Genomic DNA, 15,863 nt, shown 5'->3' with positions numbered 1-15,863 from the left:
CACCATACGGGCCGTCCACCACCCTGCGACAATCGCCCACCATGAACCACACCTACGTTCTCACCCTGTCGTGCCAGGACCGTCCCGGCATCGTGCACGCCGTCTCGGGCTTCCTGCTGGAGCGCGGCGGCAACATCGAAGAAGCCGCCCAGTACAACGACCACGACACCGGCCTGTTTTTCATGCGGGTGCAATTCACCTGCAGCCAACTCACGCAGGACGACCTGCGCACGCACCTCAAGCTGTTCGCCGAGCCCTTCGCCATGCGCTGGAGCCTGCACCCGCTGGCCGAGCCGATGAAGACCGTGATCTTCGTCAGCAAGGAAGGCCACTGCCTGAACGACCTGATGTTCCGCTGGAAGAGCGGCCTGCTGCGGCTGGACATCCGCGCCATCGTCAGCAACCACCGCGACTTCTACCAGCTCGCCGCCGGCTACAACGTGCCCTTCCACCACATCCCGGTGAGCGCCGCGACCAAGGAACAAGCCGAAGCGAAACAGCTGGAGGTGATCCGCAGCGAAGGCGCGGAGTTGGTGGTGCTGGCGCGCTACATGCAGATATTGAGCAATCACCTGTGCCGCGAACTCTCGGGCAAGGCGATCAACATCCACCACAGCTTCCTGCCCAGCTTCAAGGGCGCCAAGCCCTATTACCAGGCGCACGACCGCGGCGTGAAACTGATCGGCGCCACGGCCCACTACGTGACGGCCGACCTCGACGAAGGGCCGATCATCGAACAGGACGTGGCCCGCGTGGACCACACCGACGACGTGGAAGACCTCACCGCACGGGGCCGGGACACCGAAAGCCAGGTTCTGGCCCGCGCCGTGAAATGGCACAGCGAGCACCGCGTGCTGCTCAACGGGCACAAGACGGTCGTCTTCAAGTGATGAACAGGACGCCCCCGATGCGGCCCTGAGGTGACTTCGTGACGATCCGCATCCCTCCGATCCAGTGCCTGCTGACGTTCGAGGCCCTGGCGCGCCTGCGCAGCGTGACGCAGACCAGCGAGGAGCTGTGCGTCACACCCAGCGCGGTGAGCCACCGCATCAAGCAGTTGGAGCAGATCCTGGGCACCAAGCTGTTTGGCCGGGCCGACTTCTCGCTCACCACCGAGGGCAGCGAATACCTGGCCCACGTGCGCGAAGGCCTGGCCACGCTGCAGAAATTCCCGAGCAATGCGGCCACGCCCGGGCGGCGCAAGCTGCGCCTGGCGGTCACGCCCACCTTCGCCCGCTCCATCCTGCTGCCGCGCCTGAAGCAGTTCAGCGAGGCCTACCCGGAGATCGACCTGACACTGCAGGTCAGCATCCCGCTGCTGGACGTGGTGGCCGAGGACGCCGATCTGATGATCCGTTTCGGCACCGGCCGCTACGCCGACGTGGAACACGTCTGCCTGATGAAGGACGAGATCACGCCGCTGGCCTCACCGGCCTTCGCGCGCGAACACGGTCCGTTCGAAACACCCGAAGACCTGGAGGGTGTGCCGCTGCTGCGCAGCCCGCTGGAACCCTGGCGCACCTGGTTCGCGGCGCACGACCTGGACTGGCCCGAGCCGGTGGACGGCTCGCAATTCAACGACATCGGCCTGATGTGCGACGGCGCCGCCGCCGGCATGGGCGTGGCCCTGGTGCGGCTCAAGCTGGCCGCGCCCTGGCTGGAACACGGCACGCTGGTGCCACTGTACGAACGCCACGTGCCCAGCCCGCACGCCCACTACCTGTGCTGGCGCACCGGCACCATGGACCGCTGGGAATGCGCGGCGTTCGCCGAGTGGCTCAAAAAGTCGTTGAGCTGAAAACGGCTCCTTGGGCCAGAGACACCCAACCCTTCCGCCGGAGCGCATGAGCACCCGCCAGGGCTCCCGTGGAACCGGCTCCGCCGGGCCACAGGGAGCGTCCCCCTCCCGCCGCAGGCGAGAGAGGGGGCTGAGGACCGCGGCTCCTAAGCCTGCCTGCGCAGGCTTGGACGGGACGAAGAGGCATCGCCTCTGGCGATGTCGCGGCCTGCAAGGCGCGCGTCAGCGGCGCAGGGGGTGCTTATTCAATATTCAGGCGTTGGCCGGCCAGCGCCACCTTCTTGGGCAGGGTCAGCGTCAGCACCCCGTTTTCGTACCTGGCCCGGGCGCTCTGGTTGTCGATGTCGGTCGCCAGCTGGAAGCTGCGGGACACCGCGCCGTAATAGCGCTCGGTGCGCAACACCTTCTCGTCCTGGCTCTGGCTGTCTTCCTGCTTGATCTCGGCCCGCAGGGTCACCACACTGCCCTCGACCGTGACGTGGATGTCTTCCTTGGACACACCGGGCACTTCGGCCACCACGGTGTAGGCCGACGGGGTTTCCTTCACATCGATCTTGATCTGGGACGGTGACGGCAAGGAGTCGCCGTGCAGGGGACGGACGTAAAAACCCGGGGCGACGTCCCTGAAGAAGTCGTCGAACAGACCGGAACGGGCGATCAGATGGTTCATGGCATGGACTCCTGAATGGATGGGAAAAACGGGCGGTCACAGCGCCGCCCATGGCAAATACATAGCGGTGCACCCGGCGGTTTCAAGACCCCGGTGTTTGAGCTGCATCAAGCCGCTGCCTCACAGGTCCTTGCAAGTTTCTTCAACCCGCGGCGTGGTCCCCTGTCCTAAACTGGCGCGCATGAACGCCCCCACCGCCAGCGCCGACATCACCCGGGCCGAACGCGCCGCCCGCCAATCCGACGTGGTGCGCGCGCTGCAGGCGGTGCTGCCCGCCCACGCGCTGCTCTGGCACAACGAAGACACGACGCCTTACGAATGCGACGGCCTGACCGCCTACCGCCAGCGGCCGCTGGTGGTGGCCCTGCCCGAGACCGAAGACCAAGTGGCGGCCGTGCTCAAGGCCTGCCATGCGCTGGAGGTGCCCGTGGTCGCGCGCGGCGCGGGCACCGGCTTGTCGGGTGGCGCCATGCCCCACGCGCTGGGGGTGACGATGTCGCTGGCCAAGTTCAACCGCATCCTGCGCATCGATCCGCGCTCGCGCACGGCCCTCGTGCAGGCCGGTGTGCGCAACCTCGCCATCAGCGAGGCCGCCGCGCCCCATGGCCTGTACTACGCGCCCGACCCGAGCAGCCAGATCGCCTGCACCATCGGCGGCAACGTGGCCGAGAACTCCGGCGGCGTGCACTGCCTGAAATACGGCCTCACCGTGCACAACGTGCTGCAGGTGCGCGGCTTCACGATGGAAGGCGACCCGGTGCGCTTCGGCGGCGAGGCCCTCGACGTGCCCGGCCTGGACCTGCTCTCGCTGGTGATCGGCAGCGAGGGCATGCTGGCCGTGGTCACCGAAGTCACCGTGAAGCTGGTGCCCAAGCCCCTGCTGGCGCGCTGCATCATGGCCAGCTTCGACGACATCCGCAAAGCCGGCGACGCGGTGGCCGCCGTGATCGCCGCGGGCATCATCCCGGCCGGCCTGGAGATGATGGACAAGCCCATGACCGCCGCCGTGGAAGATTTCGTGCACGCCGGCTACGACCTCAGCGCCGCCGCGATCCTGCTGTGCGAGAGCGACGGCACCCCCGAGGAAGTGGAAGAAGAGATCGGCCGCATGAGCACCGTGTTGCGCGACCACGGCGCCACCGCCATCGCCATCAGTCGCGACGAAGCCGAGCGCCTGCGCTTCTGGAGCGGGCGCAAGAACGCTTTCCCGGCCAGCGGTCGCATCAGCCCCGACTACATGTGCATGGACTCCACCATTCCGCGCAAGCGCCTGGCCGACATCCTGCTGGCCATCGGCGAGATGGAACAGAAGTACGACCTGCGCTGCGCCAATGTGTTCCACGCCGGCGACGGCAACCTGCACCCGCTGATCCTGTTCGATGCGAACGATGCCGACCAGTTGCGACGCTGCGAGCTGTTCGGCGCCGACATTCTGGAAACCAGCGTCGCCATGGGAGGCACGGTGACCGGTGAACACGGCGTGGGCGTGGAAAAACTCAACAGCATGTGCGTGCAGTTTTCGGCCGAGGAAAACGCGCAGATGTTCGGTGTCAAACGGGCTTTCGATACCAAAGAACTACTGAACCCGGGCAAAGTCATACCCACACTGCAACGTTGTGCCGAATACGGCAAGATGCTGGTGCGCGGCGGGCGGCTGGCATACCCCGATCTGGACCGTTTCTGACTGTCAAATTTGACGATGCAAACAGAGGGGCCTCAGGTACAGTAACGCGCAATGAGCGCGCCTTTCCCCGAGTCAGAGCAACGCCAGGCTGCGCTTCCCCGCGATCTGGTCGGTTCGGCGCGCGAGCAGGCGCTTTTGCGCGAGATCGAAGTCCTGAGGGCCGAGAACCTGCGCCTGCGCAACCTGCAGGCCAGCCCCCCCGGCACGGCCACCGACACCGACCTGCTGCTGCCGCTCGACCACCCGCCGCCCGCGGCCCACGAACCCGCCGAAGCGGCCACCGACCAACTGGAATACCAGGCGCTGTTTGCGGCCTTGGCCAGCGCGTTTCCGATCGGCATTTTCCGCACCGATGGCGTGGGCATGTTCACGCATGTGGACGACGCTCTGCTGCGCATCTTCGGTCTGGACGCGCAGGACTTCCACCACATGGGCTGGCTGCGCCGGGTGCACCCCGACGACCTGGAGCGTGTGAAGGCGTGCTGGAGCCAGGGGGTCGCGCGTGCCCGGAGCCAGAGCGTCGAATTCCGGTTGCAGCGCCCGGACGGCGAAGTCGTGCACCTGTCGATGCGCAACGTGCCGGTGCACGACGCCGAAGGCCGTTTCCTGAGCCAGCTGGGCTTTGTGCAGGAGATCACCCAGCTGCGCACCCTGGAGGCCGAAGCGCGCCTCAAGGACGAACTTAACCGCCAGATCATCGCCAGCAGCCCGGACTGCACCAAGGTGCTCGACCTGCAAGGCCATGTGCTGCAGATGACCGCGCAAGGCTGCCGGCTGGTGGAGGTTGACGACTTCGAGCAGGTCCGCGGCAGCGACTGGACCAGCTGGTGGCCCGAAGGTGGGCAGGAACTCGCCCGCGCAGCGATCGGCTCCGCCTGCCGGGGGGAAAACGCCCGCTTCATCGCTTTTGGCGAAACCTTCAAGGGCACGCCCAAATGGTGGGACACCATGGTCTCACCGATCCGCGACGCGCAGGGCCATCCGGTGATGCTGCTGGCGATCTCGCGCGACATCACCGAACTGCACCAGCAGCAGGAAGCGATCCAGCGCTTCAGCGCCGAGCTGGAGGACCGCGTGCGGGAACGCACCGAGGAACTCGCTGCCGCCAACACCCGGTTGAGCCAGACCTTGCGCGAGGCACAGGACCTGTACGACCAGGCGCCGTGCGGCTACTACTCGCTGGATGCGCGGGGCGTGATCCAGATGATCAACCAGACGGCGCTGCAGTGGCTGGGCCTCCCGCGCGAGGACGTCGTGGGCCGCCTGAACTTTCGCGATCTGGTGCAGCCCGAATACCTGGCGCAACAGGAGTCCCGCCGCCATCTGCTCACCAGCACCGGACGGCTCGAACCCGAAGAAGTGGGCATCAGGATGCCCGACGGCAGGCCCTTCATCGCGCTGGCCTCCAGCACCGCCGTGTACGACGACCAGGGCGTGTTCCTGCGCACCAACAGCACCCTCCTCAACATCACCGAGCGCAAGGTGGCCGAGCAGGCTCTGCGCGAGAACCAGCGTTTCCTGCAGACCGTGACCGACCAGGTTCCCGGGCTGATCGCCTACCTCGACGCATCCCTGTGCTTCCGCTTCGCCAACGCCGAACACCAGCGCATGTACGGCATGGACCCGGCCAGGATCATCGGACGGCCGGTCCGCGAATGCATCCCGCCCGAGGTGTGGGCAGAAATCGGCCCATACCTGCAGGCCGCGCTCGCCGGCCAGATGCAGAGTTTCGAGACCTGGCGCCGGTTGACCGACGGAACGCCGGTCTACGTGAGCACCAAGTACCTGCCCGACGTCCACGAAGGACGGGTGCATGGCGTGTTCGTACAGACCATCGACATCACCGAGCGCAAACGCGTCGAGGAGCGCGTGCGCCAGCTCAACGACGAGCTCGAACAGCGCATCCAGGAGCGCTCGGCGGAGCTGCTCGAGAGCGAGCAGCGTTTCCGCCTCATGGTGGACAACCTGCGCGAGTACTGCATCTTCTTCATGGACGCCGATGGCCTCATCACCGACTGGACCGACAGCGCCCAGCGCCTGGAAGGCTACGCACCCACCGAAACGCTGGGGCGGCACTACTCGGTGCTGTTCCGACAGCACGACCCCAGCGAGGCCTTGGACAGCGCCAACCAGATGCTGCGGCTGGCGGCCTCGCGTGGGCAGCACGAGCTGCACAGCTGGCACGAGCGCAAGGATGGATCGCGGTACTGGTCCCACTCGCTGCTGATCGCGCTGCGCGACGACGGCGGTGAACTGCGCGGTTTTGCCAAGATCAACCGCGACATGAGCGATGCCAAGCGGCTCGACGACCTCATGCGCAACATCAACGACGAGCTGGAGAACCGGGTGGCCGAGCGCACGGAACAGCTGCTGGCCGCCAACAAGGACCTGGAGTCGTTCTCCTATTCGGTCTCGCACGACCTGCGTTCACCGCTGCGCCACATTTCGAGTTTCGTCAGCCTGCTGGAGGAACATCTGGACGGCCAGATCGACGAGACCACGCAGCGTTACCTCGGCACCATCGGCGGCTCGGCGCGGCACATGAGCCAGCTCATCGATGGCCTGCTGGCGTTTTCCCGCCTCGGCCGCTCGGCGGTCAACCTCACGGCGGTGGACTTCACCCTGCTGGTGGACGCGGTGGTCAGCCAGCTGGCCCACGACACCGAAGGCCGTGTGGTGGACTGGGTGATCGCCCCCGACCTGCCCGTGGTCCAGGGCGACGCCTTGCTGCTGCGCGAGGTCTGGGCCAATCTGCTGGGCAACGCCTACAAATACACCCGGCCACGCGAACGGGCCCGCGTCGAAGTGGGCTGGAGCGTGGACCCGGTGGCGGGCTACACCTTCTATGTGCGGGACAACGGCGTCGGCTTCGACACCAAGTATTCACAGAAACTGTTCGGCGTGTTCCAGCGCCTGCACCGCGCTTCCGAATTCGAGGGAACCGGCATCGGGCTTGCCCTGACGCGACGCATCCTGGAGAGGCACGGTGGTAGCATCTGGGCAGAAAGTCAGTTGGGTGAAGGCAGTGTGTTTTATTTCTCGCTCCCTTTTGAGGGGGCCAGTCCTACTGATTTTTCGCGGGACACCATTCCCGCGGCACTCGAACCATGAACAAGAACGCCGAAGCCATCCTGCTCGTTGAGGACAACCCCGACGACGCCGAGCTGACCAAACTGGCGCTTGCGCGCCATGGGCTGGATGGGCGTGTGACCCACGTCTCCGACGGCATGCAGGCGCTGGACTACCTCTACCGCCGCGACCGCTACAGCGACCGCAGTGGTGGCAACCCGGTGCTGGTTCTGCTGGACCTGAAGATGCCGCTGCTCGATGGCATCGGCGTGCTGCGCGAGATCAAGGGCTCGGACATCCTGCACAACATCCCGGTGGTGGTGTTGACCTCCTCGACCGAACCCAGCGACCTGCAACGCGCCTACGACGCCGGCACCAACGCCTACATCGCCAAGCCCACCGAGTTCTCGCAGTTCCTCAGCGCCATGAAACACGTCTGCGAGTTCTGGATCAACATCAACCAGTCCGCGCCGCAGTCCAACCCCTCGGGCATGCGCGGCACCGGATTCGGCGAACTCGCCTGAAGTCCCCCCCGCGCCGCCTGCGGCGTCACCCCCCAGGGGGCGGCACTGGCGGCCCGGCAAAGCCGGTTCCGCGGTGCCCTGGGCAATATCGTTTCATGCGTCGGGGTAGCGCTCCGGAAACGGATACGGCTCCTCACCAGGTATCGATGAAGCGTGGCCCAGCGGGCTCGGCCACGCGCGCACCCGCCAGCCCCCGGGCCAGCCACTCACGGGTCTGCGCCGGGTCGATCACCGCGTCGATCTCCAGTGTGGTGGCCATCTGCTGGGCCGAGCCGTTGGCCACCTGCCGCTGCAGCAACGACTCGAACAAGGCCTCGCGCTGCGGCCCTTCGGGCAGCGCCTCCAGCTCCTTGCGGTAGCCCAGGCGCACCGCGCCCTCCAGCCCCATGGCGCCGAACTCGCCGCTGGGCCAGGCCACGGTGAACACGGGCGCGTGAAAGCCCCCGGCCGTCATGCCCATGGCGCCCAGGCCGTAGCCCTTGCGCAGCACCACGCTGAAGAACGGCACCCGCAGGCTGGCCGCGGTCACGAACAGGCGGCTCACATGCCGCACCTGGGCCCGCTCCTCCATGGCGGGGCCGACCATGAAGCCCGGCGTGTCCACCAGGCTCACCAGAGGCAGGCCGTGCGCGTTGCACAGCTGCATGAAACGCGCGGCCTTGTCGGCGGCGTCGGCGTCGATGGCGCCGCCCAGGTGCAACGGGTTGTTGGCCATCAGGCCCACGGGCCGGCCTTCGATGCGCGCCAGTGCGGTGTGGATGCCGACGCCGAAGCCCGTGCGCAGCATCAGCAGGCTGCCCTGGTCCACCAGCCCGCCCATCGCGGCGCGGGTGTCGTAAACCCGCAAACGGTTCTCGGGCACCAGGTCGCGCAGCCCCTGCGCATCGGGCGCGACCCAGTCCGGCAGTCGTCCCTGGAAGAACGACAGGTAGTGGCGCGCGGCGGCCACGGCCTGCGGCTCGTCGTCCACCAGCAGGTCGATCACGCCATTGGCGTGCTGCACCTCGGAAGGGCCAATGTCTTCGGGCCGGAACACGCCGAGCCCGCCACCCTCCACCATTGCCGGGCCGCCCATGCCGATGTTGCTCCGGCGGGTGGCGATGATCACGTCGCTGCACCCGAGCAAGGCCGCATTGCCGGCAAAACAGCGGCCCGCTGCGATGCCCACCACCGGCACCTGCCCCGACAGACGCGCGAAGGCGGCGAAGCTGCCCACATGCAGGCCGGCCACGATGGGCATGTCGGTGTCGCCCGGACGCCCGCCACCGCCTTCGGCGAACAGCACCACCGGCAGCTTCTGCGCCAGTGCGATGCCCAGCAGGCGGTCGGTCTTGGCGTGGTTGCGCAGGCCCTGCGTGCCGGCCAGCACGGTGGCGTCGTAGGCCATCACCACGGTGCGTGCGCGCTCGGCACCGTAAATGTGGCCGTTGACCGAACCGATGCCGGCCACCATGCCGTCGGCGGGCGTGTTCGCGATCAGGTCGTCTTCCGAGCGGCGGCGGCGCTGCGCGGCCACCGCGAGCGCGCCGTATTCGAGAAAGCTGTCGTCGTCGCACAGGTCGGCGATGTTTTCGCGCGCCGTGCGCAGACCGAGGGCATGGCGCCTGGCCACGGCCTCGGGACGGCCCTCGTCCAGCGTGTGCGCCAGCCGCTGCTGGAGCCGCCGCAGGTCGTCGCGCGGACCGGGTGGCGCCCCGTTCGCGGCCGGCACCGAAGCAGGACTATCGACACCCGCGCCGACCACCTGCTGCGGTGTCAGCGGGTCCAGACGCAGCAGCACCGCCCCGGCCTCCACCGTCTCCCCTTCGGCGAAAAACCGTTCGGTCACGCGCCCGGCGCGCTCGGCGCGCAGCTCGTGTTCCATCTTCATGGCTTCGAGCACCAGCAGCAGGTCCCCGGCCTGCACCGCGTCGCCAGGGGCGACGAGCCATTGCACGATCTGGGCCTGCAGGGGAGAGCGCACGGTGTTCATGCGGCCATTCTGGCGGCCGGGCCGTTTTCACGCACCCGGCGCCGGTCGTGCGGGCGACAGGCCGCTCAGTGCGCCGGCCCGGCGAACAGCGCCACGTTGCCGCCCGCCGCCGTGGTGTTGATGGTCAGCGTTTGCTCGGCACAGAAGCGCAGCAGGTAGTTGGGCCCACCCGCCTTCGGGCCGGTGCCGGAGAGGCCTTCGCCACCGAAGGGCTGCACGCCCACCACGGCGCCGATCATGTTGCGGTTCACGTAGACGTTGCCCACGCGCGCCGCCGTGGCCAGTGCCTGGGCCCGGCTGTCGATGCGGGTCTGGATGCCCAGCGTGAGGCCGTAGCCCAGCGCGTTGATCTGGCGGATCACGTCCATCGGGTCGCCGCCCCAGCGCACCACCTGCAGCACCGGGCCGAAGATCTCGGCCTTCACATCGGCGATGGCACCCACCTCGAACATCTGCGGCGGGATCAGGTTGGGCAGCATGGTGGCCGGCGTCGCAACCGGCAGCAAGGGCTTCGCTTCCGCGTGCAAACGCTGCAGATGGCGGGTGATGCCGTCAAAGGCTTCGGCGTCGATCACCGGGCCCAGGTCGGTCGCCAGCTCGGCGGGGGGGCCCGCCACCAGCTCCTTCGCCGCACCCTGGATCATTTCGATCACGTGGTCGGCAATGCCTTCGTGCAGGCACAGCAGGCGCAGGGCCGAGCAACGCTGACCCGCGCTGCGGAAGGCACTCTGCACCACCGCGTCGGCCACCTGCTCGGGCAGGGCCGTGCTGTCCACCAGCATGGCGTTGATGCCACCGGTCTCGGCGATCAGCGGCACGATGGCGCCGTCCTTTGCGGCCAGCGCGCGCTGGATGATCTTGGCCACCTGGGTGGAGCCGGTGAACACGACGCCGGCAATGCCCGGCTGCGCCACCAGCGACGCGCCCACCGTCTCGCCCGGGCCGTGCAGCAGCTGCAGGGCCTTGGCCGGCACGCCGGCGGCGTGCAGCAGCTTCACCGCTTCGAGTGCGACCGCCGGGGTCTGCTCGGCGGGTTTGGCCAGCACCGTGTTGCCGGTCGCCAGCGCCGCAGCGACCTGGCCCATGAAGATAGCCAGCGGGAAGTTCCAGGGGCTGATGCAGACCCAGGCGCCACGGCCTTCCAGCCGCAGCGTGTTGCTCTCGCCCGTGGGGCCGGGCAGGGTTTGCGGCGCCATCACGCGCTCGGCGTCGTTGGCATAGAAGCGCAGGAAGTCCACCGCCTCGCGCACCTCCGATACGGCGTCGCCCCAGGTCTTGTGGGCCTCTTTCACCAGCAGGGCGCAGAAGCGCGGCAGCTGCTGTTGCAGCGCGTCGGCTGCGCGCCTCAGCGTGGCGGCACGCTCGGCCACCGGCGTGTGGTTCCAGCCGGCGAAGGCGGCCACGGCTTTGGCGCACGCGGCTTCGGTCTCGGCGGTACTGGCCTCCGGGATCGCGGGCACCAACGTACTGGCCAGCGCAGCCAGCAGCGGCTCGCGCATCGAGGCCACCGCCAGGTCCAGGCCCTGGCTGTTGGCGCGCTTCGCGCCGTACAGATCGGCCGGCAGCGGCAACGAGGGCTGGGGTTCGAGGCGCAGCGGCGAGATCAGCAGCTCGTCCATGCCCACCGACTCGTCGGCCAGCTGGTGCACGAAGGACGAGTTGGCGCCGTTCTCCAGCAGGCGGCGCACCAGGTAGGCCAGCAGGTCGCGGTGCGCGCCCACCGGGGCGTACACGCGGCAGGCCACCAGCGGGTTCTTCAGCACCTCGCGGTAGATGCCCTCGCCCATGCCGTGCAGGCGCTGCAGCTCAAACGGCACACCGTGGCGGGCCGACATCTGCAGGATGGCCGCGATGGTGCCCGCGTTGTGCGTGGCGAACTGCGGAAAGATCGCATCCGGCACGTCCAGCAAGGCCCTCGCGCAGGCGAGGTAGCTCACGTCGGTGTGGTGTTTGTGGGTAAACACCGGGTAGGTGGGAAAGCCCTGTTCCTGCGCGCGCTTGATCTCGGCGTCCCAGTACGCGCCCTTGACCAGGCGGCACATGAACCTGATCTTGTACCGGCGCGCCAGCGCGGCCACGTGTTCGATCAACTCGACCGCGCGGGTCTGGTAGGCCTGCATCGCCAGGCCCAGGCCGGCCCACCGCGGGCAGTGCTCGGCCACCAGTTGGGCCAGCGCCTCGAACACGTCGAGCGAGAGCTCCAGCCGGTCCACCTCCTCGGCGTCGATGGTGAGGTTGAGGTTGGCCTCAGCGGCCGCGCGGCACAGCGTCCACACGCGCGGCACCAGCTCGTCCATCACGCGCCCGTGCTGCACGTCTTCGTAGCGCGGGTGCAGGGCGCTGAGCTTGATGGAGATACCATCGTTGTGCGCGGGCGAGCGCGCCGGGTCGGCGGTGCGCGCGATCGCGGCGATGGCGTTCTGGTAGCTCGCGAGGTAACGCAGCGCGTCGGCATCGGTGCGCGCGCCCTCGCCCAGCATGTCGAAACTGAAGCGCAGCTGGTCCAGCTTCTTGCGCGCCGAGGCGGCTTCCTTCATGCCCTCCTCGATCGTCTGGCCCAGCACGAACTGGCGGCCCAGCAACTGCACCGCGCGCAGCGTGGCGGCCACCACGGTCTTGGCGCCGAGCTTGGCCATCAGGCCCGTTTCGCCGCCCGACTCCGGTAGAAATTTCTTGGACATGGCGATGGCGGTCGAGGACAACCGAGCCAAGGTCGAGTCGGCCGCGCTGTCAAAGTCGGCCCGGCCCAGCTGGTCCGCGGTCAGCGCGATGGCGGTTTCGGCATCGGGCACGCGCAGCAGCGCCTCGGCCAGGCGCATCAGGGCCAGACCCTCGGCGCTGGAGATCGGGTATTCCTTGAGCAGGCTTTCCATCGCCCAGAAGGGCGGCGGGTTCTCGCGCACGGCGCGCACCCAAGGCGCGGCCACGGTGGCGGCGGCGGCCCAGTCCAGCGCGCCCTGCAGCGCGGCCAGGCGCTGGGCGACGATGGCCGTCTCAGGCCGGTAGGGGAAGGGCAGGCGGTCGGTGGTGCGGGGCATGGAAGTCTCCGAGAATCGGCTGGGGTGGTGAATTCCGTGATGGTGCCGGCTCGTATGGTGAATTTCTGACTGTTTTTAACCGTTACACCGGATAATTCACCATCCATGAGCGAAACCACCCACGAACTCGATCGCATCGACCTGCGCATCCTGAATGTGCTGCAGTCCGACGGCCGCATCGCCAACCTGAAGCTGGCCGAGGCCGTGGCGCTCTCGCCCACCGCCGTGCTCGCGCGCACCCAGCGCCTGCAGCGCGACGGCTACATCCTGGGCTACGAGGCGCGGTTGAACCCGCTCAAGCTCGGCCGCGGGATGATGGTGTTCGTGGAAGTGCTGCTGGACCGCACCACGCCCAACGTCTTCAACGAGTTCAAGGCTGCGGTGCAGGTGCGCGACGAGATCATGGAATGCCACATGGTGGCCGGCGGTTTCGACTACCTGCTCAAGACCCGCATGGCCGACATGGCCGCCTACCGCGACTTCGCCGGCAACGTGCTCTGGCAGTTGCCCGGCGTGCGCGAGACGCGCACCTACGCCGTGATGGAAGAAGTGAAGAACAGCACCCGGCTGCCGCTTTGAAAAGACACCGGCCGGGGCGACAATGCACCCCATTTTCTGGAGCCCCCATGATCAAACCCATCTCCGCCGCCCTGCTGACCGCCCTGACGCTGTGCGCCACCGCCTCGCTGGCCCAGAGCACCCGACCGGGCCTGTGGGCCGTCGAACACAAGATGGGGGGCAACCCGGAGCTTGAGCAGGCCATGGCCCAGATGCAGAAGCAGCTGGCGTCCATGCCGCCGGAGCAGCGCAAGCAGATGGAGGCCATGATGGGCCAGCAGGGCGTGAGCATGGCGCCCGGCGCCAAGGGCGGCATGGCCCTGAAGATCTGCATCACCCCGGAGATGGCGGCGCGCCAGGAACTGCCCAGCCAGACCGAGGGCGACTGCACCACCACCATCCACTCGCGCAGCGCCAGCGCGCTCAAGATGAGCTACGTCTGCAAGAACCCGCCGTCGTCCGGCGAAGGCACCTACACCTTCAGCGGCGACACCGCCTACACCATGAAAATGGTCATGAACACCACCCGCCAGGGCAAGCCCGCGTCCATGACCATGGAAGGCCAGGGCAAATGGCTCTCGACGGACTGCGGCAGCATCAAGCCGATGGCGCTGCCCAAGCGCTGAACCTCCCTGGCGCCAAGCGCAGGCGTGGCATCAGCCCCGCGGCGCTTGCCGCGCAGGAAGACGTGGATCAGGTGGCCGCTGGGGTCGACGGCTCTGGCGGCGCGGCGCGGCTGCCGAACACCGCCCGCCCCACGCGCACCATGGTGGACCCGGCGGCCACCGCAGCCTCCAGATCGTCGCTCATGCCCATGGACAGGGTGTCGAGCCCGAAGCCCCGGGCATTGAGCCCGTCGAACAACGCGCGGGCCTGCAGGAACACCGCGCGCTGGGCTTCAAACTCGGCCGCGGGCTCGGGAATGCACATCAGCCCGCGCAGGCGCAACCCGGGCAAGGGGGCCACCGCCTCGGCCAGCGCGGTCAGGTCGGCAGGTGCCACGCCCGACTTGGTCGGCCCGCCGTCCACGTTCACCTGCAGACACACCTGCAGCGGCGCCATGCCGGTGGGGCGCTGCTCGCTCAGGCGCTGGGCAATCCTGACCCGGTCCACCGACTGCACCCAGTCAAAATGCGCCGCCACCAGACGCGTCTTGTTGCTCTGGATGGGGCCGATGCAGTGCCATTCGATCGCGGCGCCCGGCCGGGTTTCGCGCAGGGCCAGGATCTTCTCCACCCCTTCCTGGATGTAGTTCTCGCCAAAAGCGTGCTGGCCCGCGGCCAGCGCCTGCTGCACCGCCTCAGGGCCGAAGGTCTTGGAGACCGCCAGCAGAGTGACGGCTTGCGCATCGCGTCCCGCCAGGGCACAGGCCCGCGCCAGGCGCTCGTTCACTTGTTGGAGATTGTCTGAAATCGTCGTCATAATCCATCGTCATACCACCACAGCACGGGACCCCTGGATGGATATCACGCAACTGCTCGCCTTCAGCGTCAAGAACAAAGCCTCCGACCTTCACCTCTCGGCCGGGTTGCCACCCATGATACGGGTGCATGGCGACGTGCGCCGCATCAACGTCGAGCCGCTGGACCACAAGATGGTTCACAGCATGGTGTACGACATCATGAACGACAGCCAGCGCAAGCAGTACGAAGAATTCCTGGAATGCGACTTCTCGTTCGAGATCGAAGGCCTGTCGCGTTTTCGCGTCAACGCCTTCAACCACAACCGCGGCGCGGGCGCGGTGTTCCGGACCATCCCGAGCAAGATCCTCACGCTGGAGCAGCTCAACGCGCCCAAGATCTTTGGCGATCTCTCCCTGCGTCCGCGCGGCCTGGTGCTGGTGACCGGCCCCACCGGCTCGGGCAAGTCCACCACCCTGGCGGGCATGGTCAACCACCTCAACGAAACCGAATACGGTCACATCCTCACGGTGGAAGACCCGGTCGAATTCGTGCACGAGTCCAAGAAGTGCCTGGTCAACCAGCGCGAAGTCGGCCCGCACACCTTGAGCTTTGCCAACGCGCTGCGCTCGGCCCTGCGCGAAGACCCGGACGCGATCCTGGTGGGCGAAATGCGCGACCTGGAAACCATCCGCCTGGCCATGACGGCGGCCGAAACCGGCCACCTGGTGTTCGGCACCCTGCACACCTCCAGCGCGGCCAAGACCATCGACCGGATCATCGACGTGTTCCCCGCCGAAGAAAAAGACATGGTGCGCGCCATGTTGTCCGAATCGCTGGTGGCCGTGATCTCGCAGACCCTGTGCAAGACCAAGGACGGCTCCGGCCGGGTGGCTGCGCACGAAATCATGCTGGGCACCAGCGCCATCCGCAACCTGATCCGCGAGGCCAAGGTGGCCCAGATGTATTCGGCCATCCAGACCGGCAACAGCGTGGGCATGCAGACGCTGGACCAGAACCTGTCCGACCTCGTCAAGCGCAACGTGATCAGCGCGGCCGAGGCACGCAGCAAGGCCAAGATTCCCGAGAACTTCCCAGGCTGAACATGCACTCCCCGTTGCGGGCTTCTTCAAAGACAAGGTAAGACCTC

Annotated in this window: 12 protein-coding genes; 8 read left to right on the top strand and 4 right to left on the bottom strand. The window is 67.6% G+C overall.

Annotation, left to right across the window (positions count from 1 at the left end; translation table 11 throughout):
• Positions 1 to 41: 41 nt before the first annotated feature.
• Complete coding sequence (gene purU / locus AC07YZ_RS22835; RefSeq protein WP_226490261.1) at positions 42 to 890, top strand: formyltetrahydrofolate deformylase; 849 nt, start codon at positions 42 to 44, stop codon at positions 888 to 890.
• 38 nt (positions 891 to 928) lie between these two features.
• Positions 929 to 1,798, top strand: a complete 870-nt coding sequence (locus AC07YZ_RS22830) for a LysR substrate-binding domain-containing protein (protein ID WP_226490262.1) — start codon at positions 929 to 931, stop codon at positions 1,796 to 1,798.
• Positions 1,799 to 2,039: 241 nt separating this feature from the next.
• On the opposite strand, the gene AC07YZ_RS22825 is transcribed toward AC07YZ_RS22830, so the two are convergent.
• Entirely contained in the window at positions 2,040 to 2,468 is a 429-nt protein-coding gene (locus tag AC07YZ_RS22825) for an Hsp20/alpha crystallin family protein (RefSeq protein ID WP_494796473.1), read from the bottom strand.
• A 181-nt stretch (positions 2,469 to 2,649) separates the two neighbouring features.
• Here AC07YZ_RS22825 and AC07YZ_RS22820 point away from each other — a divergent pair, with 181 nt between their 5' ends.
• From AC07YZ_RS22820 to AC07YZ_RS22810, 3 genes are read left to right on the top strand one after another with little or no spacing between them, the layout of a single operon-like run.
• Positions 2,650 to 4,152 carry an FAD-linked oxidase C-terminal domain-containing protein gene (locus tag AC07YZ_RS22820; protein WP_494796472.1) on the top strand — a complete coding sequence of 501 codons (1,503 nt, stop codon included), beginning with the start codon at positions 2,650 to 2,652 and terminating at the stop codon, positions 4,150 to 4,152.
• A 51-nt stretch (positions 4,153 to 4,203) separates the two neighbouring features.
• A complete protein-coding gene (locus tag AC07YZ_RS22815; protein ID WP_494796471.1) occupies positions 4,204 to 7,263 on the top strand; it encodes a PAS domain-containing sensor histidine kinase in 3,060 nt (1,019 codons plus the stop codon).
• Positions 7,260 to 7,745: a response regulator gene (locus AC07YZ_RS22810; RefSeq protein ID WP_226490266.1), complete on the top strand. Its 486-nt coding sequence runs from the start codon at positions 7,260 to 7,262 to the stop codon at positions 7,743 to 7,745. The genes AC07YZ_RS22815 and AC07YZ_RS22810 overlap by 4 nt, the downstream gene beginning before the upstream one ends.
• A gap of 133 nt (positions 7,746 to 7,878) precedes the next feature.
• Here the strand turns inward: AC07YZ_RS22810 and AC07YZ_RS22805 are convergent, their stop codons facing one another.
• Positions 7,879 to 9,708, bottom strand: a complete 1,830-nt coding sequence (locus AC07YZ_RS22805) for a carboxyl transferase domain-containing protein (RefSeq protein ID WP_494796536.1) — start codon at positions 9,706 to 9,708, stop codon at positions 7,879 to 7,881.
• 74 nt (positions 9,709 to 9,782) lie between these two features.
• Complete coding sequence (locus AC07YZ_RS22800; protein ID WP_494796470.1) at positions 9,783 to 12,755, bottom strand: L-glutamate gamma-semialdehyde dehydrogenase; 2,973 nt, start codon at positions 12,753 to 12,755, stop codon at positions 9,783 to 9,785.
• Between the two features lie 105 nt (positions 12,756 to 12,860).
• Here AC07YZ_RS22800 and AC07YZ_RS22795 point away from each other — a divergent pair, with 105 nt between their 5' ends.
• On the top strand, positions 12,861 to 13,334 hold the full coding sequence (locus tag AC07YZ_RS22795) for an Lrp/AsnC ligand binding domain-containing protein (RefSeq protein ID WP_226490269.1): 474 nt from the start codon (positions 12,861 to 12,863) through the stop codon (positions 13,332 to 13,334).
• A gap of 47 nt (positions 13,335 to 13,381) precedes the next feature.
• A complete protein-coding gene (locus tag AC07YZ_RS22790) occupies positions 13,382 to 13,939 on the top strand; it encodes a DUF3617 family protein (RefSeq protein ID WP_494796469.1) in 558 nt (185 codons plus the stop codon).
• 67 nt (positions 13,940 to 14,006) lie between these two features.
• On the opposite strand, the gene AC07YZ_RS22785 is transcribed toward AC07YZ_RS22790, so the two are convergent.
• Complete coding sequence (locus tag AC07YZ_RS22785) at positions 14,007 to 14,735, bottom strand: YggS family pyridoxal phosphate-dependent enzyme (protein WP_226490271.1); 729 nt, start codon at positions 14,733 to 14,735, stop codon at positions 14,007 to 14,009.
• A gap of 37 nt (positions 14,736 to 14,772) precedes the next feature.
• On the opposite strand from AC07YZ_RS22785, the gene AC07YZ_RS22780 reads away from it, so the two are divergent.
• Entirely contained in the window at positions 14,773 to 15,816 is a 1,044-nt protein-coding gene (locus tag AC07YZ_RS22780; protein WP_226490272.1) for a type IV pilus twitching motility protein PilT, read from the top strand.
• Positions 15,817 to 15,863: the final 47 nt, after the last annotated feature.

The sequence above is a fragment of the Hydrogenophaga sp. GW101-3F08 genome (assembly GCF_059424585.1).
The sequence above is the reverse complement of the archived record's forward strand: the minus strand, read 5'-3'. Positions and strand labels throughout refer to the sequence as shown.

Excerpts from the sequence above, each read along its gene's own strand:
- purU (WP_226490261.1), top strand. The coding sequence starts at position 42 with ATGAACCACACCTACGTTCTCACCCTGTCGTGCCAGGACCGTCCCGGC.
- AC07YZ_RS22825 (WP_494796473.1), bottom strand. The coding sequence starts at position 2,468 with ATGAACCATCTGATCGCCCGTTCCGGTCTGTTCGACGACTTCTTCAGG.
- AC07YZ_RS22820 (WP_494796472.1), top strand. The coding sequence starts at position 2,650 with ATGAACGCCCCCACCGCCAGCGCCGACATCACCCGGGCCGAACGCGCC.
- AC07YZ_RS22815 (WP_494796471.1), top strand. The coding sequence starts at position 4,204 with ATGAGCGCGCCTTTCCCCGAGTCAGAGCAACGCCAGGCTGCGCTTCCC.
- AC07YZ_RS22810 (WP_226490266.1), top strand. The coding sequence starts at position 7,260 with ATGAACAAGAACGCCGAAGCCATCCTGCTCGTTGAGGACAACCCCGAC.
- AC07YZ_RS22800 (WP_494796470.1), bottom strand. The coding sequence starts at position 12,755 with ATGCCCCGCACCACCGACCGCCTGCCCTTCCCCTACCGGCCTGAGACG.
- AC07YZ_RS22795 (WP_226490269.1), top strand. The coding sequence starts at position 12,861 with ATGAGCGAAACCACCCACGAACTCGATCGCATCGACCTGCGCATCCTG.
- AC07YZ_RS22790 (WP_494796469.1), top strand. The coding sequence starts at position 13,382 with ATGATCAAACCCATCTCCGCCGCCCTGCTGACCGCCCTGACGCTGTGC.
- AC07YZ_RS22785 (WP_226490271.1), bottom strand. The coding sequence starts at position 14,735 with ATGACGACGATTTCAGACAATCTCCAACAAGTGAACGAGCGCCTGGCG.
- AC07YZ_RS22780 (WP_226490272.1), top strand. The coding sequence starts at position 14,773 with ATGGATATCACGCAACTGCTCGCCTTCAGCGTCAAGAACAAAGCCTCC.